General features: G+C 43.9%; 18 protein-coding genes and 1 pseudogene. 5 read left to right on the plus strand and 14 right to left on the minus strand.

Features of this window, described 5'->3' with window-relative positions:
* Positions 1–121 precede the first annotated feature (121 nt).
* The 3 genes from ACE01T_RS05765 to pheS all read right to left on the minus strand — a co-directional run bounded on the left by ACE01T_RS05765 (position 122) and on the right by pheS (position 3,914).
* The gene (locus ACE01T_RS05765) at positions 122–418 is read right to left on the minus strand and encodes an integration host factor subunit alpha (RefSeq protein ID WP_086197465.1); all 297 of its coding nucleotides are present in this window, start codon (positions 416–418) and stop codon (positions 122–124) included.
* On the minus strand, positions 415–2,796 hold the full coding sequence (pheT, locus tag ACE01T_RS05770) for a phenylalanine--tRNA ligase subunit beta (RefSeq protein WP_395518907.1): 2,382 nt from the start codon (positions 2,794–2,796) through the stop codon (positions 415–417). The genes ACE01T_RS05765 and pheT overlap by 4 nt, the downstream gene beginning before the upstream one ends.
* A 137-nt stretch (positions 2,797–2,933) precedes the next feature.
* Complete coding sequence (gene pheS / locus ACE01T_RS05775; RefSeq protein ID WP_180080911.1) at positions 2,934–3,914, minus strand: phenylalanine--tRNA ligase subunit alpha; 981 nt, start codon at positions 3,912–3,914, stop codon at positions 2,934–2,936.
* A 157-nt stretch (positions 3,915–4,071) separates the two neighbouring features.
* On the opposite strand from pheS, the gene ACE01T_RS05780 reads away from it, so the two are divergent.
* Entirely contained in the window at positions 4,072–5,115 is a 1,044-nt protein-coding gene (locus ACE01T_RS05780; RefSeq protein ID WP_180080909.1) for a hypothetical protein, read from the plus strand.
* A gap of 89 nt (positions 5,116–5,204) precedes the next feature.
* Here the strand turns inward: ACE01T_RS05780 and ACE01T_RS05785 are convergent, their stop codons facing one another.
* Both ACE01T_RS05785 and orn read right to left on the minus strand, forming a co-directional pair.
* Entirely contained in the window at positions 5,205–5,981 is a 777-nt protein-coding gene (locus tag ACE01T_RS05785; RefSeq protein WP_180080907.1) for a tRNA threonylcarbamoyladenosine dehydratase, read from the minus strand.
* Between the two features lie 220 nt (positions 5,982–6,201).
* On the minus strand, positions 6,202–6,756 hold the full coding sequence (orn, locus tag ACE01T_RS05790; protein WP_086197470.1) for an oligoribonuclease: 555 nt from the start codon (positions 6,754–6,756) through the stop codon (positions 6,202–6,204).
* A 125-nt stretch (positions 6,757–6,881) separates the two neighbouring features.
* Between orn and rsgA the strand changes: the two genes are divergently transcribed.
* From rsgA to secB, 4 genes are all read left to right on the plus strand, one after another.
* Entirely contained in the window at positions 6,882–7,940 is a 1,059-nt protein-coding gene (gene rsgA / locus ACE01T_RS05795; protein ID WP_180080905.1) for a small ribosomal subunit biogenesis GTPase RsgA, read from the plus strand.
* Positions 7,941–8,034: 94 nt separating this feature from the next.
* Positions 8,035–8,442, plus strand: a complete 408-nt coding sequence (locus ACE01T_RS05800; RefSeq protein WP_092820866.1) for a rhodanese-like domain-containing protein — start codon at positions 8,035–8,037, stop codon at positions 8,440–8,442.
* A gap of 18 nt (positions 8,443–8,460) precedes the next feature.
* A complete protein-coding gene (grxC, locus tag ACE01T_RS05805) occupies positions 8,461–8,715 on the plus strand; it encodes a glutaredoxin 3 (RefSeq protein ID WP_086197473.1) in 255 nt (84 codons plus the stop codon).
* Positions 8,716–8,754: 39 nt separating this feature from the next.
* Positions 8,755–9,210 carry a protein-export chaperone SecB gene (gene secB, locus ACE01T_RS05810; RefSeq protein ID WP_395518908.1) on the plus strand — a complete coding sequence of 152 codons (456 nt, stop codon included), beginning with the start codon at positions 8,755–8,757 and terminating at the stop codon, positions 9,208–9,210.
* A 178-nt stretch (positions 9,211–9,388) separates the two neighbouring features.
* On the opposite strand, the gene ACE01T_RS05815 is transcribed toward secB, so the two are convergent.
* The 9 genes and pseudogenes from ACE01T_RS05815 to ACE01T_RS05855 all read right to left on the minus strand — a co-directional run.
* Complete coding sequence (locus ACE01T_RS05815; RefSeq protein ID WP_086197475.1) at positions 9,389–10,195, minus strand: enoyl-ACP reductase FabI; 807 nt, start codon at positions 10,193–10,195, stop codon at positions 9,389–9,391.
* A gap of 174 nt (positions 10,196–10,369) precedes the next feature.
* Positions 10,370–11,104 (minus strand): Bax inhibitor-1/YccA family protein, encoded by a 735-nt coding sequence (locus ACE01T_RS05820; RefSeq protein WP_200223698.1) that lies wholly within the window; start codon positions 11,102–11,104, stop codon positions 10,370–10,372.
* Between the two features lie 316 nt (positions 11,105–11,420).
* Positions 11,421–12,242 carry a TatD family hydrolase gene (locus ACE01T_RS05825; RefSeq protein ID WP_395518909.1) on the minus strand — a complete coding sequence of 274 codons (822 nt, stop codon included), beginning with the start codon at positions 12,240–12,242 and terminating at the stop codon, positions 11,421–11,423.
* Positions 12,242–13,237 (minus strand): RsiV family protein, encoded by a 996-nt coding sequence (locus ACE01T_RS05830; RefSeq protein ID WP_395518910.1) that lies wholly within the window; start codon positions 13,235–13,237, stop codon positions 12,242–12,244. The genes ACE01T_RS05825 and ACE01T_RS05830 overlap by 1 nt, the downstream gene beginning before the upstream one ends.
* A 67-nt stretch (positions 13,238–13,304) precedes the next feature.
* Positions 13,305–14,129 carry a hypothetical protein gene (locus ACE01T_RS05835; protein ID WP_180043842.1) on the minus strand — a complete coding sequence of 275 codons (825 nt, stop codon included), beginning with the start codon at positions 14,127–14,129 and terminating at the stop codon, positions 13,305–13,307.
* A 154-nt stretch (positions 14,130–14,283) separates the two neighbouring features.
* Entirely contained in the window at positions 14,284–15,873 is a 1,590-nt protein-coding gene (locus ACE01T_RS05840; protein WP_180043844.1) for a peptide chain release factor 3, read from the minus strand.
* A gap of 353 nt (positions 15,874–16,226) precedes the next feature.
* The gene (locus ACE01T_RS05845; protein ID WP_180044048.1) at positions 16,227–16,769 is read right to left on the minus strand and encodes an OmpA family protein; all 543 of its coding nucleotides are present in this window, start codon (positions 16,767–16,769) and stop codon (positions 16,227–16,229) included.
* A 74-nt stretch (positions 16,770–16,843) separates the two neighbouring features.
* Positions 16,844–20,629: an autotransporter outer membrane beta-barrel domain-containing protein gene (locus tag ACE01T_RS05850; protein WP_395518911.1), complete on the minus strand. Its 3,786-nt coding sequence runs from the start codon at positions 20,627–20,629 to the stop codon at positions 16,844–16,846.
* 574 nt (positions 20,630–21,203) lie between these two features.
* Positions 21,204–21,269 (minus strand): annotated as a pseudogene (locus tag ACE01T_RS05855) (hypothetical protein); the annotation flags it as partial.
* Between the last annotated feature and the right edge of the window lie 74 nt (positions 21,270–21,343).

The following is a 21,343-nucleotide window of genomic DNA, read 5'->3' on the forward strand; positions in this document are numbered from 1 at the left end:
ATAAAGGTCAATCAAATCATATTGAATAAAAATATCTAATTTTTCAAACAATACGCTTCCTTTCCTATTCTAGATAGAAAACCAGAATCCTTTAAAAAAACTTAAAACAAAAAAAAGCAGATCAATCGATCTGCTCATTTCCTACGCGCTGACGGAATTTCTGTCCTGCGCGGAATGTGACTACACGGCGTGCTGAAATTGGAATTTCCTCGCCGGTTTTCGGGTTACGGCCTGGACGTTCACGCTTGTCACGCAACTCAAAGTTACCGAAACCCGAAAGTTTAACCTGTTCACCCGAGATTAGCGCCTGGCTAATCTCATCGAAGAACAATTCGACCATTTGTTTAGCTTCACGACGGTTTAAACTCGTGAGCTCACTTAAATGATCAGCCATTTCTGCTTTTGTTAGTGCTGTCATGAAGCCCTCAATGTCGCTTGGTAAGTGTTTTCCAACACTTGAAGGATATTATCCATACCTGATTTAATTTCAGCATCTTCCAATGTACGGCTTGGATGCTGCCACAGAAGGGCAAATGCCAGTGAGCGTTTCCCTTCTTCTACTCCTTGTCCAGTATACACATCGAATAACCATGTCGAGTCTAGCAGCTCCCCACCTGTTTTTTCGATAAGTCCCTGAATTTCGCTAACATTAATCTTATCATTAATTAAAAGCGCAATATCACGTCTTACCGATGGAAAACGTGATAATTCTGTAAAATTAGATACATAAGTTTGCAAAACAGCCTTTTGATCAAGTTCGGCAACCCAAGTCATGCCCAAGTCGAGTTCATCTTCCAAAGAAGGATGTAAACGACCGAGATAACCCACAGACTGACCATCTACTAAAATTTCAGCCGACTGTCCAGGATGTAACCAGCTACGCTCTGAACGAACATATTCAACTTTAACCCGTCCTGCCGCCAAAATTTCCTCAACTTCACCTTTTAAGTCAAAGAAATCCATTGGCTGAGCTTTGCCATGCCAAGATTCAGCTGTTTTGGCACCCACTGCAATTAAAGCCAAAGTCGGAATCTGTTTAAGATCATGAATGCTTTGCGCATTTTGATAATCAAAACGTAGTCCTAACTCAAAGAAACGCACACGGTTTTGCTGACGGTTGATATTGTATTGCACGCATGGAATCAGGCTGGACAACAGTGTAGAACGCATTGCTGCCAATTCACTTGAGATTGGGTTGGCCAACATCAACGGATTTACCGCAGGATTCAGCTGTTTTTCAAGTTTGGCATCAGCGAAGCTGAAACTGATCGCTTCCTGATATCCTAAAGTCACCAGGGTTTGACGAAGTTGAGCCACTTCAAACTGATCTTGATGTTTGGCAAGTTTCACGTCAATCACAGGCAGGCTGATTTTAATATTGTCATAACCGTGAATACGGGCAACTTCTTCAATCAGGTCTTGATAGATTGCCATGTCATAGCGATGTGATGGAGGAACTACAGTCCACTCACCTTGTGCTTTTACAGTCACCACACAACCTAAGCGTTGCAGTGCATCGGTAATAAAGTCAGATTCAACTTTGTAACCCAATAACTGATCCACTTGAGCTTGATTCAGCTCAATCGCTTCACGTTTTGGTAAAAGCTCCGTTTTTTCTGCAACAGTAATTGGACCAAACTCACCACCAGCAAGATCAGCAATCAGCTGTGATGCGCGGTGCATGGCAATAAGCGGCAATTCAAAATCCACACCACGTTCATAGCGCTGAGATGCATCGGTATGTAAACCAAAGCTACGCGCACGGCCCGCAATATGTAAAGGCGCGAAGAAAGCAGATTCCAGGAAGATTTCCGTGGTTTCATCAGTCACAGATGAAGACAGGCCGCCCATGATGCCCGCAATCGCCAATGCCTTTTCATCATCAGCAATCACCATCACGTCATCAGATAGCTCAACTTCCTGTTCATTGAGTAGAACCAGTTTTTCAGCAGCAGTGGCTTGACGTACATGCACTGAACCTTGAACTTTTCCGCCATCAAAAGCATGCAGTGGCTGACCCAGTTCAATCAGTACATAGTTGGTAATATCGACCAAAATGCTGTGCTGACGGATACCTGAACGGGCAAGCGCACGCTCCATCCATTCCGGTGTAGGGGCTTTGGTATTGACGTTTTTGATGACACGACCTAAATAGCGTGGGCAGCCTGCAGTTTCCACAACGACTTTTTTCTCGTCAGTAATGCTTGCAGCCACTTCTGTGATTTCAGGTGCAGTCACAGCAAGCTGGTTAATGACACCAATTTCACGTGCGATACCGCGAATACTGAAACAGTCACCACGGTTTGGCGTAATACTGATGTCAATCACGTGATCGTCCAGATCCAGATATTCACGGATGTTGACACCAACAGGTGCGTCGCCTGGAAGCTCTAACAGACCATCAATTTTATCTTCAAGATCAATTTCAGAAGCACCACACAGCATGCCTTGTGATTCGATACCACGCAGTTTGCCTTTCTTGATTTTGAAATCACCCGGTAAAACTGCACCAATGGTGGCTACAGGTGCTTTCATGCCTGCACGTACATTCGGTGCACCGCAGACAATCTGTAAAGGCTCACCTGAACCGATGTTGACTGTAGTCACACGTAAACGGTCTGCATCCGGATGCTGTTCTACAGTGAGTACTTCACCCACAACCACACCCGTAAATGGTTTTGCCGCTGGCGCCAGTTCATCCACTTCCAAACCGAGCATGGTGAGTTGGTCAGATAAGGTATCGCTGTCAATTGCTGGGTTGACCCAGGTGCGTAACCAATTTTCGCTAATTTTCATTTCTATAAAAACCTGTAATTTCAATCTCTAGAATCCCCCTCTGACTCCCCCTTTTTCAAAGGGGGAAAACCCCTATCTTTTCGCGGAGTCCCTCTCCTTTTTTAAAGGAGAGGTTAGGAGAGGATTAAATAAAAGCCTTAAGCAAATTGGCGTAAGAAACGCACATCATTCTGGTAGAACATACGCAAATCATTAATGCCATAACGCAGCATGGCAAAACGCTCTACACCTAAACCAAACGCAAAACCTTTATATTTTTCAGGATCAATGCCTGCTGCCTGAAGCACATTCGGATGCACCATACCGCAGCCTAAAACTTCTAGCCAACGACCGCGTTCATCCATGATATCCACTTCAGCACTTGGTTCAGTGAATGGAAAATAAGATGGACGGAAACGGACAGTTAAATCTTTTTCAAAGAATTCGTTCAGCAAGTTCACCAGCAAACCTTTCAGTTCTGCAAAGCTGGTGTTCTCAGCCACGTATAAACCTTCAATTTGATGGAACATTGGCGAATGCGTCTGGTCAGAGTCACAGCGATATACACGACCCGGGCAGACAATACGAATTGGCGGCTGATTCTTTTCCATAGTACGCACTTGCACACCTGAAGTGTGGGTACGAAGCAAGTGGTTGGCATCAAAATAGAAAGTATCATGCATTGCACGTGCAGGGTGATGACCCGGAATATTCAACGCTTCAAAGTTGTGATAATCATCTTCAACTTCAGGGCCTGTCGCAACAGTGAAACCGGCTTTGGTAAAGAACTGGCAAATACGTTCTTGCACTTGAGTCACAGGATGAATACTGCCTACGCTTTGACCACGACCCGGCAAGGTAATATCAATCGTTTCGCTGGCAAGTTTTTGTTCTAGTGCAGCTTTTTGTAATTCGGCCTGGCGTGTGGTTAATGCACCAGTGATGGCTTCACGCACAGCATGAATTTTTGCCCCGAAAACTTTACGTTCTTCAGGGTTCATTTTACCCAGTGCCTTGGATTGTTCCGCGAGCTGGCTTTTCTTCCCTGTAAATTGCACTCGTACTTGATCGAGTGTAGCAAGGTCCTCTGCTGCTGCAATCGCAGCGAGCGCTTCAGTGGTCAGGGCTTCCAGTGACATAGTAACTCTCAAAGCAACAATTTAAAAATATAATAAAACCCCATATTCTAACAGTTTTTAAGCGCATTGATGAAGTTCCCTGTAGAGGAAAAATTAGATTGGCAACCATATTTAGAAAAAGTATAAGATAAAGCCAATATCTATGAGATCAATAACAATGGCACTCGATCAGATTTGGAAACAGCAGCTTACTTTGGTGACCTATGGCAATGAATATCTCAGCCAGAATCTGAGCTTTAATCATTGGGTACAACATGCCATTTTTAACCAGCACAATTTGCGTTTCCGAGATCTGCTGTCACAACATTTATTGGCACAACATTTTCAAATCTGGTTGGAAGGTCTAAAAAAACAGGGAACGCTGCGCATCAGCCTGCACAGTTCCAGCCTGCTCAATGATGAACAGAATCCAAATGCCAATGTTGAACTGCTAGCCATTCCACATTTTATTGTCAGCCATGAACAAAATAAGAAAACGGCCTGGATTTTCGGCAAGGAATTGGCGGAGTGGTATAACGCAGATCATGACTATGCAGCGCCCAAGCCACAACAGGAACAGTGTCGTCAGGAAACCTTCTGGCGTTTCGAGCTGAATTCAAAACTGGCAAAGCGTATCGATGCCGATCTGCAGCAGCCGAAGTGGGATGACATTCAGATTTATACCAACAACGAATTATTTGACAGCAAGTTTGCACAGGGCTTTATCGAGCCTGCCAATCGTGATTTTCCATATTATGGAATGCCGCAAACTGCAACGGAAAATGCCGATGGCTCCCCATTATCCGAGAGTAAATATCTGCCTTTACTGCCAAGCGATTATCAGGCGGATTATGCACATACCACACTGCATCGCCTGGAAGCATTATCCAGTTATATTCAGCAAAAACAGCAACATCCCTATCATGCGGATGGCAGTGAACTGACAGCAGAAGAGCAGCTAAATCTACGCCATTTCTCGCAAAAACTGGATGATTTAACCGCAAAATTTATAGTTAAAGTTGCCAATCATTATCAATCCGCACGATTGACCAAAGTTGAAGTGGCCAATCCACTAGATGGTGCGCCAAGCACTCCGCATACTGCCCCACAGGTGAAAAGCCATCCTGCTCATACCTCGCACAAGGTCGGTACATCGGGCGTGATTAAACTGATTCTGCTGACTATTGTGATTTGTGTATTGGCTTATTATTTTGGACTTTAATTTTTATAAGCTTTCAAAATCTGGATGAACCCGATCCAATCGCATCGAGTTCATCTTTTTATGGGCTTCTAATTTTTATCGTGATTGAGTCATTGCAATTTTTTAGGCTTTTTTAGTGCCAGTTTTTTTAACACTTCTGATACTGCTACCATAGCAAAACTTGAAGTGACCACCACTGCCGAGCCATAACCACCACAGCGCAAGCCGGCACTGGCACAAACTTCTGCGCTAGAGAACGGATTATCTATAGAATAAACGCAGGTAATGCCGAATTTTTCTTTCGGCTTTTTACAAATACCTTTGGCACGTAACTGACTGCGCAGTTTCGCCAGCATCGGGTCCTGTTCCGTCTTAGACAAATCGGCAACCCGAATTTTTAACGGATCCAGCTTTCCGCCAGCCCCACCCGATACAATCAGCGGAATTTTATTAAAACGGCAATGCAGCATTAAAGCCAGTTTGGCTTTGACATCATCAATACAGTCCAGAACCACATCAGGTTTATTTGCTAATAGTTCTTTGACATTGTCCGGGGTTAGATAATCATCCACCACGTTAATTTTGATCCGTGGATTAATTGAATAACAGCGCTCGGCCATCACTTCTATTTTTTCCCGACCCAAGGTCGAACTCATGGCGGGCAATTGACGATTAATATTCGATGCCGCGACTACATCCATATCAATCAGGGTCAGCTCAGCAATGCCGGTACGTGCCAAGGCTTCAACCGCCCAGGAACCCACGCCGCCAATCCCGATCACCATCACATGGCTGTGTTCGTACTGACGAAAAGCTTCATCTCCATAAATTTTTTCTACCCCGGCAAAGCGGCGCTCATATTCATCATCTTCAGGAAGATCAGTCATTCGTCATCTAACAGCTAAAAAACACCGACGCATTTTATCAAATTCCGGCTCAATTCGATAATCTATCTCTTTCGCATCATTCAATAACTGTAGCAGACATAAAAAAAGAGGCTTTCGCCTCTTTTTCTTTGAACCCTGTTCAGTCCTCTTTCATCACTGTTTATACCCTCTTTATTTTTCTCCCAGAGGGAGAAATAAAAAGCGTGATGAAAGAATCCTGTTACTTATTCATGATAAAGAAATATTCACGGTAATATTTGAGCTCTGCAATGGAATCACGGATGTCATCCATTGCCAGGTGTGAGGCATTCTTTTTCAAGCCACTCATAATTTCCGGGCGCCAGCGTTTTGCCAGCTCTTTTACTGAAGAGACGTCTAGGTTACGGTAATGGAAATACTGTTCCATTTCCGGCATTAAACGGTGCAAGAAACGGCGATCCTGGCAAATCGAGTTACCACACATCGGGGATGATTTTGGATTGACCCATTTTTTCAAGAATTCGAGGGTTTGCTGTTCGGCATCTTGTGCAGTCAATTTACTGCGGCGTACCCGTTCGATCAGACCTGATTGTCCATGTTGACGCGTATTCCATTCATCCATCGCATTTAGTACGCGATCCGACTGATGCACAGCCAGCACCGGCCCTTCCGCCAGAATATTCAGGTTATCGTCAGTCACAATCGTTGCAACTTCAATAATTTGATCGTTATCCGTATCCAGACCTGTCATTTCCAGGTCAATCCAAATCAGGCGGGTATCAGGGGTGCTGCTCATAAATGTGCAATCTTATTGGGCTTAAAAACGACTATAGTAGCAAATTTATTGCAACTTGGCTGTAACTCCGACCCCGCTTCATGCTATTTTTGCCATTCTTAGTCCATGCTTTTTTTAGGATATGAATGGCTTTAATTCGTAAACGTCGTTTAACTGAACAGCAGCAACGTCGCATTCAGAAACAGCATCAAACACGTCAAGAAGAACCCGACACTTCAAATGATTTAGAAGGCCTGGTGGTTCAACATTATGGCCGTCAACTTGAAGTGCAAGCCTTATCAACACCCGAAAACCACCCGAGTAAACCTGTCGTTGCAGCAGGTGAACCCGAACCGTTCTGGAAGCCGATCGAAGTCGGCAGTGTATGGCGCTGTCATACCCGAACCAATCTGGAAGCACTGGTCACAGGTGACCGGGTCAAATGGCAGGCCGATCCGAATACCGGACTCGGTATTATTACCGCCATTCATCCACGTAAATCACTGCTAACCCGCCCTGACCGTTATCACAAGGTTAAACCTGTTGCGGCCAATGTCAGCCTGATTGTGATTGTGTTTGCCTCTTTTCCGGAAGTTGCCCCCAGCCTGATTGACCGCTATCTGGTGGCCTGTGCCGATGCCGAAATTCCAGCTTTACTGGTACTAAATAAAGCAGATTTAATTCAGGAAAATGACCCGATTTTAGACTTGGTCAAAGAATATCAGGCCTTGGGTTATGAAGTGATGCAAACTCAATCTGATGGCGATTTAACTGAACTGGCAAAACGCCTAGCCGGTGAAACGGTCGCCTTTGTCGGTCAGTCCGGTGTCGGCAAAAGCTCGCTGATTAATGCCATGGTTCCCGAAGCGGCGCAAAAAACCAATATCATTTCGGAAAACTCGGCGCTGGGTCAGCACACCACCACCTCTACCCGTTTAATTGCCTTTGGTGAAGGTGCAGCACTGATTGACTCTCCGGGAATCCGTGAATTTGGTTTATGGCATCTGGACCTGGCCAAAGTGCAGCATGGCTTTCCTGAAATTGAAAATTTGCTGGGACATTGCCAGTTCCGTAACTGTACCCATAAACATGAAAAGCAATGTGCTTTGCGTCAGGCCGCTCAATCTGGTGAAATCTTGCAACGCCGTTTAGACAGTTATTTGCGTTTAATGGATGAAATTACTGAAGCGCAGCAAAAAAATTAATTTTTCTTAACCCTTAGCCCTTGAAGCGGTGATTTTGATCGCCATATTTATAGGCTATACTCTACGCAATTTTGAAATTGTAATTAGGTGACTTGTGGAACGTTGGTTCGAATTTATGGGGAATCACCCCTTCTTGTTTGGAACACTCGGGGTGTTGGTTGTTTTGTTCTTTATTTTAGAAGGACAACGCAATGGCCGTAAAATTTCACCACAATCTTTAGGTATTTTAGTCAAAGCTAAAAATGCCATGCTGATTGATTTACGTGATGCCAAAGATTTCCGTGAAGGTCATATCAGCGGTAGCCGTAATATTCCCTATAGCCAGATTAGTAGTCATATTGAAGAGTTAAAATCTGCCGATCGACCACTGGTGTTCATTTGTAACCTGGGTCAAATCGCAGGCTCAGCATTACAACAAGTGGGGCATGCTGACAGTTACCGCCTGGATGGTGGAATCAATAACTGGAAAGTTCAAGGCTTACCCCTGATTAAAAGCAAATAATACGCTTGGAGATTTTGAATGGCTGAAGTAATTATTTATTCCACCACCGTATGCCCTTATTGCATTCGCGCAAAGCAACTTCTTGAGCGTAAAGGCGTGGCTTATAAAGAAATTAACTTATCTAACGAAGCGCCTGAAGTACGTGTGGAACTAATGCAACGCACTAACCATCGTACTGTTCCACAAATTTTTATTAACGACCAGTTTATTGGTGGTTTTGATCAACTTTATGCTTTAGAGCGTGAAGGAAAACTAAACGAACTATTGGCTTAACCCTATATTAAGTCAGCTCTTCATATTAAGGATTAAAGAATGAGTGAACAACAAGCTCAACCACAATTAGCACTAGAACGTATTTACACTAAAGATATTTCTTTTGAAGTACCTGGGGCACAAGTATTTACTAAAGAATGGCAGCCTGAATTAAATATCAACCTGTCTTCTTCTGCAGAAAAAATTGATGCGACGCATTACGAAGTGTCATTACAAGTCGTGGTTCAAGCGAACAATGCAGGTGATACTGCATTTATCGTGGATGTAACTCAAGCCGGTATTTTCCTGGTTGACGGTGTTGAAGAAGAACGCCTGCCATATATTCTGGGTGCTTATTGTCCAAATATCCTGTTCCCGTTCTTACGCGAAGCAGTCAATGACATGGTCACCAAAGGAAGCTTCCCGCAATTGCTGCTTACACCAATTAACTTCGATGCTGAATTCGAAGCGAATATGCAGCGTGCACAAGCAGCCGCTGCTGAAGGCCAGGCTTAATTGTTTAAGCCAACCTGATATAAAAAAGACCGCATATGCGGTCTTTTTTATTGGCTTTCTTTTACTCCTCCCTTTAATAAAGGGAGGCTGGGAGGGATTAAAAAATCTAGATTATAATTTCCATAAATTTAATCCTCCCCAACCCTCCTTTAAAAAAGGGAGGAGCTTTTAGATGAATTTACTCACCATCCATCATTAAATCAGCGCTCATACCCACAGTATTAAAGCCGGCATCAACATACATAATTTCGCCAGTAATACCATTTGCCCAAGGTGAGCACAGGAACAATGCCGCATTACCGACATCTTCAATGGTCACATTACGTTTCAGTGGCGCAACTTTTTCATTCAGGTCGAGCATTTTACGGAAAGACTTGATACCTGAAGCTGCAAGAGTACGGATTGGACCTGCCGAAATGGCATTTACGCGAATGCCTTCTGCGCCAAGGCTTGATGCCAAATAACGCACACCCGCTTCCAATGATGCCTTCGCCATACCCATAACGTTGTAATTTGGCATTACACGTTCAGAACCCTGATAAGTCAAAGTCAGCAAGCAGCCTTGGCGAACTTTTAATAAAGGTTTTGCAGCACGTGCCATGGCAATAAAACTGTATGCACTAATGTCGTGGGCAATGTTAAAACCTTCACGGTCGGTAACATCGGTAAAGTCACCATCTAAAGTATGTGCTGGTGCAAAACCGATTGAATGAACCACGCCATCCAGACCATCCCAATGTTTTGCCAATTCTGCAAAAGCTTGGTCAATTTCAGCATCTACCGCCACGTCACAAGGGAAAACCAGTGTTGAACCGAATTGTGCAGCAAACTCATCAACACGTTTTTTTAATTTTTCATTCGGATAGGTAAATGCCAGTTCAGCACCTTCACGATGCAAGGCTTGAGCAATACCAAATGCAATGGATAATTTACTTGCAATACCCGCGATGAGAAAACGCTTACCCGCCAATAGTCCTTGTGCCATGTGAATCTCACTCAAAATAATTTAGCAGCATAATGCCAAGTCTGAAGCATTTGCGAAATTGCATAATGCGCCTTTTTTTAACATGTTGTGTAAAAATCAAAAAAAAATGCTCCACCATTGGGGAGCATTTCCGAACTGATCGTGCTATCTAGCTCGCTGTCCTGGTTAAAAGGATTAATCATCCCCTTGTAATAAACCCAGCAAGCGCAGGAAGGAATAATACATCCAGACCAAGGTCGCCAACAAGGCAATACCACACAACCATTCCATCGCTTTTGGCGCATACTGTGCCGCAGATGATTCGATCAGGTCAAAATCGAGTATAAGGTTTAAAGAAGCAATCACGGCGACAAAGGCAGCAAAGCCAATCCCCAACCAGTTACTTTCAAAAATATAGGGAATACTAGAACCAAAAGCCAACCCCATAACCATTTGCACCACAAATACAATGGCAATGGCAATCGAAGCGGACATCACTACAGCTTTAAATTTTTCTGTGGCACGAATAATCTGGAAGCGGTATAACCCAAACATGACCAATGTGGTAACAAAGGTTGCCAGCAAGGCTTGTAAAGGAACACCTGGAAATTTCAGCTGAAATACAACCGAAATTCCCCCTAAAAATGCCCCTTCAAACAGTGCATAAGGAATGGCTAATGTGGGGGCGGTATTCGGCTTGAATGTGACGATGAGTGCCAGGATAAATCCACCAATCGCTCCCACCATTGCGGCAGCATAAGCCATCGATATATTCAGGGTCAGAAAGCTATATAAAAAGAGTGATATACCGACTACAGCAGCAATTACTGTCAATATCACCGACTTTTGAATGGCACCTTGCACCGTCATGGCATGGTTAAAATCACTCTGGGTTTCGACCCGGGTTAAAATAGGATTATTACTTTGCATAATTCCCTCATTATTGTCATTTAGATTTTTGAATTAGGGGTTGTCCTCATTTGATAAATAGCTCAAAAAAATGACTATTTAGATGTTTAAAATTGAATGTTTAATGAAGAAATTGCTGATTTATTAAACAAGATACAAAGCAATTTGCTTCGTTAAATGAAATGAGGACACGCCCTAGTATAAAACGCATTTAAGAACAGAAAATGAATCTTTGCAACATTGCATAAAATATCGGTCAGAGAACAAAACCGATTCATGGCAAAACATGCCATTAAAAACCCATACTGATGGATAAAACCTGCTTTTACAATATTTTTCAAGATGCCAACTTTAAAGCATCCAGGGAGTTTTGCCAGAGTTGTGCGGCAAGAAAAGCCTGATCCAGATTCAGCGATTGTGCCAATCCATCCAGAACATAAGGTAAATTGACTGGCGTATTGCGAGTTCGATGTTCAGTGGAACTTTGACAGCATAAGGGTGTCATATCCGGACAATCAGTTTCCAGGACCAGATGTTCAGCACCTATAGCCTGAACCACGCGATGCAGTTTTTTGGCATTGGGATTGGTAATTTGCCCAGTGACGCCAATTTTAAAGCCCAGTTGAATAAAGGCCTTGGCTTCTTCTATGCCGCCACTAAAGGCATGGGCAATTCCCCCCAAGCTAAATTGTTGCTGTTTTAATATCGCCAGCGTTTCTGCATGTGATTTGCGGATATGCAATAACACTGGCTTATCAAACTGTTGCGCCAATTCCAGTTGTGCAGCAAAAAAATCTTTTTGTTTCTGAAACATGGCTGGCTGCTTGTGCTGTAATAAAAAGCTATCTAAACCAATTTCTCCAACTGCGACACAATCTTCCTTTTTCAAAAATGATTCTAAAGCGGCCAAATGTGCATTTTGATGCTGTTCAATATAAACAGGATGCAATCCCGGTGCTAAATAACTTTGGGGAGCATCTTTTAATTGATTGAGAAAATGCTGCGTGTAAAGCAGATCCTGAAAACGTGACTGAACAAAACCAATCAAAATCAGGCGTTCTACTCCAACTGCTTTGGCCGCATGCGCCAGTTGCTCGCGATCTGCATCGAAATCGGGAACGTCAAAATGGGTATGGGTATCAAACAGTGAATAAGACATTAAGATCGGGCTTTATTTGCGACAGGTGCACTTGCCGATGCAGCATCATTTTTGACTTCAACTGGAGGCAAGTACTCTTTCTTCAGTACGGTTTGCAACTGCTCATAAGGAATGGTCAAACGTGGCAATCCCACCACATAAGGCCCAATTTCATATTCGCCATATTGCAAAATCAGACCTTGAGTGGATAGGTAAAAATTGTCCGATAAAGTAAATTTCCACGCCTGTTCGTATTCTTCAACGCTATTTGCCAACTTGGACTCAATAACCCAACGTTTAAACTCTTCATGAGCTTTCTGTTCCAGTACAGCTTTCTGCTTGGGCGCCAGAATATCATCCAACTCGACCATTTTTTTCTTTTTCAAATCAAAGTTATAATAATACTGTGAGGATGAACCATGTGCGCCACCCAGATAACTGCTGGAATTTAACACCACAGTTGCCAAAGGTTGGCCTGCATTGAGAATCTTCGGCTTGATCATCAGGCTGATCTGATGATTGGCACTTAAGGCTTTTAGTTCTTTATCCAGCGATAAAAAGGTCTGTAGATAAGGCGCCACCTGTTTTTCCAGTTTCTGTTTCGGTGTTTCAATAGTTTCCGATGCAGCAGCTTCAGATGCCTGAGCTGGATTTAAATCTTTCGAATTTCCACTTGCTGTAGTCGCCTGCTGCTCTGTCTTCAACAATTTCGGCGAAATATCTAAAATTTGATCCAGCTGCTTTAAAACTTGTTGATCAATAAATTCATCAATAAATGCCTGGTTACTGGAAAGACGCTCGACATTTATTTCAGGACAACTATTCCCATCACATTCAGGCAAATTTAAAGTCAGCTTTTCCGTGTCGCCTGCCAATGTTAAAGCTTTGGCTTGAGCAGCTTGCGATTGGGCTACTTTGTCCTCTTTTTTAGGCTCAGCTTGTTTAGGTTGGCATGCACTCAAGGTAATTGCCGCCGCAACAACACTGAGAGTAAAGATCGTTTTATTTTTTAGCATCATCTGACCTATAAACTTAAATCTGGTAAATGGACGTTCACTCAATATCTGGATTGATTACCGATGACTAAAACATATGCTGATAAGCGTCAGCTTTCAATATCTGCTTGGTTTGTTCTTTGGTTAAATAAATATCCAGCTGGGCACCATCTTTAACAATTTCATGGGTGCGATAATGCAAACCGATCCCTTCCTGATCAAAGAACCAGTCTGCCTGTCCCCAATACAGTTTCTTTGGCGCTTTCTGTCTGACTTCAGCCTTTTGTTGCTTTAACCATTTTTGATAAGCCTGCTGCACAATACTATTCATGGCGGTTTGCTGCTGAGGTTCCAGAATATCCAGCAACGTCACCGCTTTGTGTTTTTTACGGTCAGCTACAAAGAAATAATAGCGCTCTTTTACTTTTATTTCTTCTTGCATCGTGTCAACTCCTAATTGCATCAGCACATACTGGTTCCGCTGATAGGCAATTCGGGTATACATTGACAGTTCATAGGGCTTATTTTTGGCAAATTTTGCCTGCCAGGCATCCGACTTTTTCACATAGGCATTTACGGCCTGCTGCAGGCTCATGTCCTGTTTTAAGCCAATTTGATCTTGAATAACCTTGGCTTGACTCTTGGCAATCCAGTCATTTAACCAGGCATCTTCGGTATGTACCGTTTGAATACTCAGGTCTATACAGTTCTTGGTTTCGCAAAAAGGCAAGGCAATTTTTGCCGGCTGTTCCTGAATATTTAAATACGGCAAGACATCTGCCTTTTCGGTTTTAAATACCGAAGTGGATGACTGTTCCTGATCAGGTTGTTTGGATTCTTGTTTTGAAGCATCACAGGCACTGAGCATCAGCCCCATGATGATTACGGATGTAGCCCCGAGTTTTCCGTTCATGCTGACCACTCTTTTTTTCAAGCAATTCATTTATCTTAATAATTTTACACAGGGTCTGTTGACACTTCATCTATGTTTGCGACGATACATATTGATGAAATGTCATCAACTCCCTAAAAAAACAGCTTCATAAAGAAGCTGTTTTCTGGTTGTCTTAGTGTTCACGGGTATTACGGAACACGATATCCGGATAACGCTCCTGCATCAGCTGCAAATTCACCCGGCTTGGTGCAAGATAGGTCAAGTGACCGCCCCCATCCACTGACAACTGGTCATGGGCTTTTTTCTTGAATTCGTTGAATTTCTTCTCATCTTCACAAGATACCCAACGAACGGTATTGATGCTGACCGGCTCGTAGACGCAGTCTACTTTATACTCTTCTTTCAGACGGTACGCGACCACTTCAAACTGCAGCACACCGACTGCACCCACAATCAGGTCATTGCTGTTTTGCGGCATGAACACCTGGGTTGCACCTTCTTCTGAAAGCTCTTTCAGACCTTTTTGTAGCTGTTTCGACTTCAATGGATCTTTCAGACGCACACGGCGGAACATTTCCGGAGCAAAGTGTGGAATACCGGTAAACTGTAGTTTTTCCCCTGAAGTAAAGGTGTCACCAATCTGGATGGTGCCGTGGTTGTGTAAACCAATAATATCGCCCGGCCATGCTTCTTCTAGGTGCTGACGGTCACCGGCCAGGAAGGTCAAGGCATCACTGATGCGCACGTCTTTATCAATACGCACATGCTTCATTTTCATGCCTTTTTCGTACTTACCTGAACAGATTCGCATGAAAGCAATACGGTCACGGTGTTTCGGATCCATATTGGCCTGAATCTTGAAGACAAAACCGGTAAAACCTTCTTCAGTGGCGTCTACTTTACGGTCTTGGGTCGGATGTGCTTTAGGTTCAGGTGCATAATTGCTGAAAGCCTCCAGTACATGATCTACACCAAAGTTACCCAGCGCGGTACCGAACAAGACCGGAGTTTGACGACCAGCAAGGAATGCTTCATGGTCCAGTGGCTCATTGGCCATTTGTACCAGTTCCAGCGATTCTTCAAATGCAGCCCAAGCCAGTTCCCCGACTTTCTCACGCAGATCGGCATGATCATAACCATCACGGACTTCGATATCGGTAATCACGGAACCAAAACCGGCTTTATAAACGTAGAATTTTTCTTCCAGAAGATTATAAACACCGGCAAAATCACGCCCGGTGCCGAGTGGCCAGGTTAAGGGCACGCATTTAATTTTCAGGACGTTTTCAATTTCATCCAGCAACTCTAAAGGCTCCCGGATTTCACGGTCCATTTTGTTGACAAAAGAAATGATTGGCGTGTCACGCATACGACACACATCCATCAATTTAATGGTCCGTTCCTCGACCCCTTTCGCACCGTCAATTACCATCAGTGCAGAGTCCACCGCCGTTAGGGTACGGTAGGTATCTTCCGAGAAGTCTTCATGCCCCGGGGTGTCCAGCAGATTGATCATCTTGTCTTTAAACGGGAACTGCATCACCGAGGTGGTGATCGAAATTCCACGCTCTTTTTCCATTTCCATCCAGTCTGAAGTCGCCGCACGGTCAGACTTACGGCTTTTCACCATACCGGCAACCTGGATCGCCTGACCCCATAACAGCAGTTTTTCTGTCATGGTAGTTTTACCGGCATCGGGGTGGGAAATAATCGCGAACGTCCTGCGAGTCGCGACTTCTCTAGCGAGTTGCTCTTTAAACATAGGAAAAATCTTCAATATGTACACCGTTTTGTACACACGTATCAATGTGTATCAAGCCAGTGAAGTGATAACTTAAAATTGGCGCAATTGTAGCAGATTTATAATTATTGTATCGGGGTGTTGGTGATTAAAGCACTCTGATCAACACTGATAGACGGTTCATATCTCTAGATGGCATCATTCTATCCCCTAGCTATCTATTCAGTGAAAATTAAGAAGAATTGCTGTAGCAATGAGGCTGCTGTTCACACATAAACATCATCAGCATGAGAAAATAATTCTACACAACAATAAACAAACTGTAGATAAACAAAAGCCCGGATGATTTCACCCGGGCCCAATTAACACTTAAATTATTCTGCTTTCTTCACACCAGTGACATCAACTTCTACCCGGCGATCCGGCTGCAAACAGGCAATCAGTGTTGCAGTTGCCTTATTGCCCACACAACTGGTGGTTTTAGGCTGACTTTCACCGGCACTTGCCACTTCCATCGCCACATTCACACCTTGGCTCATCAGATAATCCTTGACCGTGGTTGCCCGGGCTAGGCCCAGACGCTGGTTGTAGCTTTCCGAACCAAGACGGTCAGTATGACCAGTAATACGAATCTGTTCAATCCGTACATAACCATTACTGATGCGGCTCGCCAGTTCATCCAGCTGACGGCGTCCTTCAGGTAACAGATCCGCAACAGTGGAACGGTCGAACTTAAATAGGGCATCCGCAGACAGTTCCACACGCTCCATCTGTACAGGTGCTGGTGGAACCACAACTGGTGCAGGAGCCGCTTCTACCGGCGGACACCATTTATTATCAACATTCTGCAGGCTGGCACACGCTGTCAAACTAAGCAAAGCTGAAGCCGCACATGTCATTATCAGTTTTTGTTTCATCACGATTTCCTTCTATTTCATGCTTGAATGGTCATCCCCGGCATGGCATATGCCGGGAATGACCTGCTTCAGAATTACCAGCTGTGTTTCAGACCAATCGTGCCGGTGTAACCATTACGGTCTTCACCAGACAGCTCTTGCTGATAGCGTGCATCTGCATAAACATAGGCAGATGTGGCAATCGGCAACTGCATCCCTAAACCAACCTCACCCCAAGTACGGCTATAGTCTTCATTCAACTTGTCACGGCCAATATTGACATCAGTCGGTTCAATAAAGTCGCTCAGTACATTGGCAACTGCATAGAAAGTTTTGGTACGGTAGTCTGCAGTCGGTGCGTTATAGGCTAAACGTGTACCAATACGACCTCTCAGGCTGTGTTGATCATCCTGATCTACATGTGCACTGCCATCATTGAAGTCTTCCAAGCTAACAAACTGATAAGACAATTGAGCCTGCGGTTCAATCAGCCAGTGGCTGTTGCCCAATTTGTACGGACGACCCACCTCAGCGGATAAGCCAGCACCCCAACCGTCCTGATCAGCATTATGACCATCACGAGCTTTATATTCGTTTTGCAAATAAGACACTTGACCAACTAAATCCAGATAGCTGCCATTTTTATCGTAATAAGTCGAGTACAATCCTACACTTGCTGCATCGGTAGTGCCTTCACCGGTAAATTTATCTGCAACGATCTGTGCATTTTCGGCGCGGTATTGGTCAAAGAAGTCGATCTTGCTTTGGCCATAGCCCAGCATGAAACCGGTATGACGACGTGAACCATTGTCCGGATTGTAGTTGACTGAAAAATCATAGCCCAGTTGCGCTACGAAGTTATCCATTTCCATATCCAGACGGTTATCACCCGTTAACTCGGTATTGCCGCCACGTACTCGTGCCCATACCTGGTTGCCCTGAGTTTCCTGGCATTCACCACACTTGTCCCAAGCCCAAGTCTGCTGCTCACCGACACGATCATGCAAGGTACCCAGCATGTCATAGCCCAGCAAGGTGTTGGCATATGGCATTTGGGTATAGCCCGATACTTCCGCTTTATAGATTGGAGTACCTTCTGCATTCAAGGCATTCAGCGTCCAGCTATATTCCGTTCCTAGTTCATTTGATATTAGTTGACCTTCACCAGCATTTGACGTTCCTGCCATTCCAGTAAATGTACCACCACCTGTTGGATCTGTAACAATGACCGTCGGAAGTTGAGTGATCTGATCTGCCGCAGTAACATCGCCTAAACCGTTAATCGCGGTCACATGGGTATTCCCTGTTGCAGTCCCATTAATCACAAGTTGATCTGATGCGCCTGTAGCCAGATTCACATCCACAATTAAATCTGAACCAGCAGCATAATTCCCTTCAACGGTTAACGTGTTGACAGGTGCTGCATCACCACGATGCAAGTCGATAGTACCAAAATTGTTCACATTCGCAGTTACTGTCGATGCAAGGGTTCCTGGTGCCAACGCGAGCGTACTACCCTCTTCAATATTCAATGTACCTGTTGTAGTTGGCGCGAGCATCATGATTGTTGGCACAGGCTCAGAATCACCTGATAAATTAAGATCACCACTCAGGCTAAAGACTGCACCATCCTGCACATTAACGGTTTCCCAGCCTACCAGTGCGACATTACCCGCTGCACCTGGCAAGATAGGCTTATCAGGATAAGTCACTTCGGCTGGCTCTTCGGCTGAAAAACCCGTCAAATCCACACCGATATTTAAGGTATCCGCTTGCGAACCGCCGTCCAGATAGCTAAGTTCTGAAACATCAGTTCCTGCTTTCAGGCTCAGGGTATCTGAACCAGCTTCCATCCAGATATCACCGACTATTTTACCGCCAGTTGCAATCAGCGTATCGTCACCTGCTTTCAGATTAATACCACCGACTAGCGTACCACCTTGCTGATTAACCGTTTCGTCACCAGCGCCACCTAAAATGGCGTACATATCTGCCAACTCCCAATTCGCAGGATTTTCTGGTTCGTTAGGGAAAGGTAAATCACCTTCAACTGGGACATAATCTCTAAAAGCAGCCGTAATATTTGCAGTATTGGTAATTTCAGCAGCACCCGCGGTATTGACACGAATACCATTACCAATAGCACTGATTATATTTCCAGATGTATTGACGACAACTTTGTTGGCATTCACAAACTCGGTGCCATCGTCATTATGACCACCTGAGTGAGCATAGATTCCATCTTCATAGGCCAACAAATCACCTGAAGAATTTACTGTAACGGTTCCACCGCCAGAATGGGCATGAATCGCACGTCCACCATTGCTAATATCCTGCATGGCGGTTGAACTATTGGCATAAACCACTTCATTATTGATAGGCTCAAGCGTTGCAGCCACAATATTAGCAGCATTATTGACAATCACGTTACCACCACCGGAATGGGCATGAATGCCGGATTCAGCAGCTTGAATCGAGCTACCATCAGCGGTCGCGACAGTTACAACACTTTTATTTCCCGATGCTAATCCATCTTCGCCTTTATAGTTGCTAGTATGGGCATGAATACCACTTTCACCAGCAACAATTTGCGCAGTTGAAGCCAAATTCACTGTTACATCGCCTGCGCCAGCATGCGCATGAATACCGTTACCGCCAGAATTAATCGTGCCAGCCATCGCTACAGTGACATCACCGGCTTCACCTTCCGCAGCGATACCACCATCACCAGCACCAATGACTGCACCCGCATCCTGACTAATACTTACGGTTCCCAAGCCACCTGCAACTCCCTTAATTCCAGCACCGCCAGCCGCAATGGTACTCGTAGACAGCTGTGTGATAGAAATGGCTTGTGGCGTTTCAGGATAAATTCCTGTTGGTGATAGAGTATCGACATAAACACCATGACCACCACCGGCGGTCACTACAGCTACTTCGCGGGTATCCCCGGTGGGCTCCATGACCTGAAGATAAACAGGATCACCATTTTCATCAAATACAGGTTTGTCGTGTTCAATTAACTGGACATAGACAGGATTATTGAACTCATCAACAACCAATTCACCATTTCCATCGGTTTGCTGAACATAGAGAGGATTGCCGCTTCCATCCACAGCAGGGCCTAATACATTTCCGGTATACGTGGCACCAAACACACGATCTGGGGTATTGATATCTCCCGCAATGGTTACGTTCACATTACCGGTCTGGTTGGCTGCATAAATACCATGTGCAGTACCTGTAGCAGTCAAACTACTTTCAGCACCTAAATGAATTAAAGTATTGCCTGCATCGGCAGCTTGCCCGACAGTTCCAAATGTACCATTGCCAACAATCTGTACAACACCGGCAGGAACAGCGGCGAGCTCTAATTCACCATGCTTGCCTTTGGTGGTCTTGGCCATATCGGTGGCATTCTTATCCAAATAGGCCTGCTGTGCTTGCGTTAATGTACCGCTTCCATCTCCCAATAAATTGAAAGCAGTTGATGCATAGTTATTGGTAGCTTCCAGCGATGAATAATTAAACTGCGCGCCATTGGCCACGACAATGGTTGAATCTGGTTGAGGATCTGGCAAAATTTCAGGATAAGATCCAATTTCAGCATCAATCGGCCCTACAACAACAGGCGTTGTTGCAGAAGTCAGAGTAACGCTCGCATCACTTCCATCTACAATAATTTGTGAATAACTGGCTGCTGGTAAATCAACTGCAAAAGCTGCAGAGCTGCCTACGGTTCCCGCCACAGCAAGGCTGGTCGCCAAAATGGTTTTTGCTAAACGTCCCCGGCTGCGCTTGCCCTTTGCCTGTGCTAGCTCACTAACAGCCACCCATGTACCTAATGCTTCATTATATATACAACGATAAATCTTATTCATAATCTAGTCCTCTCAACAAAATGAGGTGGAAATTAGATGCCTTTGACCAGCATCCTTTTTTTCTTAAATTGAAACGTTTTATTTAAAAGTTAATGATTTCGTGAAAATACATTTAAAGATTACTAAAGTGTTTCCTTCACTTTTTATTCATAATGTTTACAATTTAGAGCTTTTCCAACAACACAAATATGGCTTTTTGTATCATTTTTAGACAAAATCATCTAAGTCACCTAAATCGGAAACAATACTTTAATTTTTTGTAAAATGTATAAATTTCAACCATATACATTATCTCCGACTAAAGTTGCACAAAAAAGTCCATTGAATAAAAAATAATTATATTTATTTATATCAACAACTTAGTTAAAAAATAACTTTTTAAAGATGATTGGAACTGGTAAAAGCAATCATTATTATTTTTATCTTATATTTGTAATGCTGACATTTTATTCCATTGTAACTAGACCAAATCAAAAGCAGCTGAATATAGTTGAAATATAAAGTGGATTTTCAAACTACTCTTCAGCCAGACTATGAATTTATCAAATAAACTTAATGATATTATTCACCCTAGGTGGGAAATAATGGCAAATGTACGTCGCTGAGCGACCTGCACCGCTAACTCATCTTTAAAACTTATGGAAAATACTTACTGCAGAACCAGAGTGCTCAAGATCAAATACGATCAATATGAAAAATTGACCATATTGCAAC

Origin of the sequence: Acinetobacter uliginosus (assembly GCF_044130295.1) — a bacterium.
GTDB lineage: Bacteria > Pseudomonadota > Gammaproteobacteria > Pseudomonadales > Moraxellaceae > Acinetobacter.

Excerpts from the sequence above, each read along its gene's own strand:
- ACE01T_RS05765 (WP_086197465.1), bottom strand. The coding sequence starts at position 418 with ATGACAGCACTAACAAAAGCAGAAATGGCTGATCATTTAAGTGAGCTC.
- pheT (WP_395518907.1), bottom strand. The coding sequence starts at position 2,796 with ATGAAAATTAGCGAAAATTGGTTACGCACCTGGGTCAACCCAGCAATT.
- pheS (WP_180080911.1), bottom strand. The coding sequence starts at position 3,914 with ATGTCACTGGAAGCCCTGACCACTGAAGCGCTCGCTGCGATTGCAGCA.
- ACE01T_RS05780 (WP_180080909.1), top strand. The coding sequence starts at position 4,072 with ATGGCACTCGATCAGATTTGGAAACAGCAGCTTACTTTGGTGACCTAT.
- ACE01T_RS05785 (WP_180080907.1), bottom strand. The coding sequence starts at position 5,981 with ATGACTGATCTTCCTGAAGATGATGAATATGAGCGCCGCTTTGCCGGG.
- orn (WP_086197470.1), bottom strand. The coding sequence starts at position 6,756 with ATGAGCAGCACCCCTGATACCCGCCTGATTTGGATTGACCTGGAAATG.
- rsgA (WP_180080905.1), top strand. The coding sequence starts at position 6,882 with ATGGCTTTAATTCGTAAACGTCGTTTAACTGAACAGCAGCAACGTCGC.
- grxC (WP_086197473.1), top strand. The coding sequence starts at position 8,461 with ATGGCTGAAGTAATTATTTATTCCACCACCGTATGCCCTTATTGCATT.
- secB (WP_395518908.1), top strand. The coding sequence starts at position 8,755 with ATGAGTGAACAACAAGCTCAACCACAATTAGCACTAGAACGTATTTAC.
- ACE01T_RS05815 (WP_086197475.1), bottom strand. The coding sequence starts at position 10,195 with ATGGCACAAGGACTATTGGCGGGTAAGCGTTTTCTCATCGCGGGTATT.
- ACE01T_RS05820 (WP_200223698.1), bottom strand. The coding sequence starts at position 11,104 with ATGCAAAGTAATAATCCTATTTTAACCCGGGTCGAAACCCAGAGTGAT.
- ACE01T_RS05825 (WP_395518909.1), bottom strand. The coding sequence starts at position 12,242 with ATGTCTTATTCACTGTTTGATACCCATACCCATTTTGACGTTCCCGAT.
- ACE01T_RS05830 (WP_395518910.1), bottom strand. The coding sequence starts at position 13,237 with ATGCTAAAAAATAAAACGATCTTTACTCTCAGTGTTGTTGCGGCGGCA.
- ACE01T_RS05835 (WP_180043842.1), bottom strand. The coding sequence starts at position 14,129 with ATGAACGGAAAACTCGGGGCTACATCCGTAATCATCATGGGGCTGATG.
- ACE01T_RS05840 (WP_180043844.1), bottom strand. The coding sequence starts at position 15,873 with ATGTTTAAAGAGCAACTCGCTAGAGAAGTCGCGACTCGCAGGACGTTC.
- ACE01T_RS05845 (WP_180044048.1), bottom strand. The coding sequence starts at position 16,769 with ATGAAACAAAAACTGATAATGACATGTGCGGCTTCAGCTTTGCTTAGT.
- ACE01T_RS05850 (WP_395518911.1), bottom strand. The coding sequence starts at position 20,629 with ATGAATAAGATTTATCGTTGTATATATAATGAAGCATTAGGTACATGG.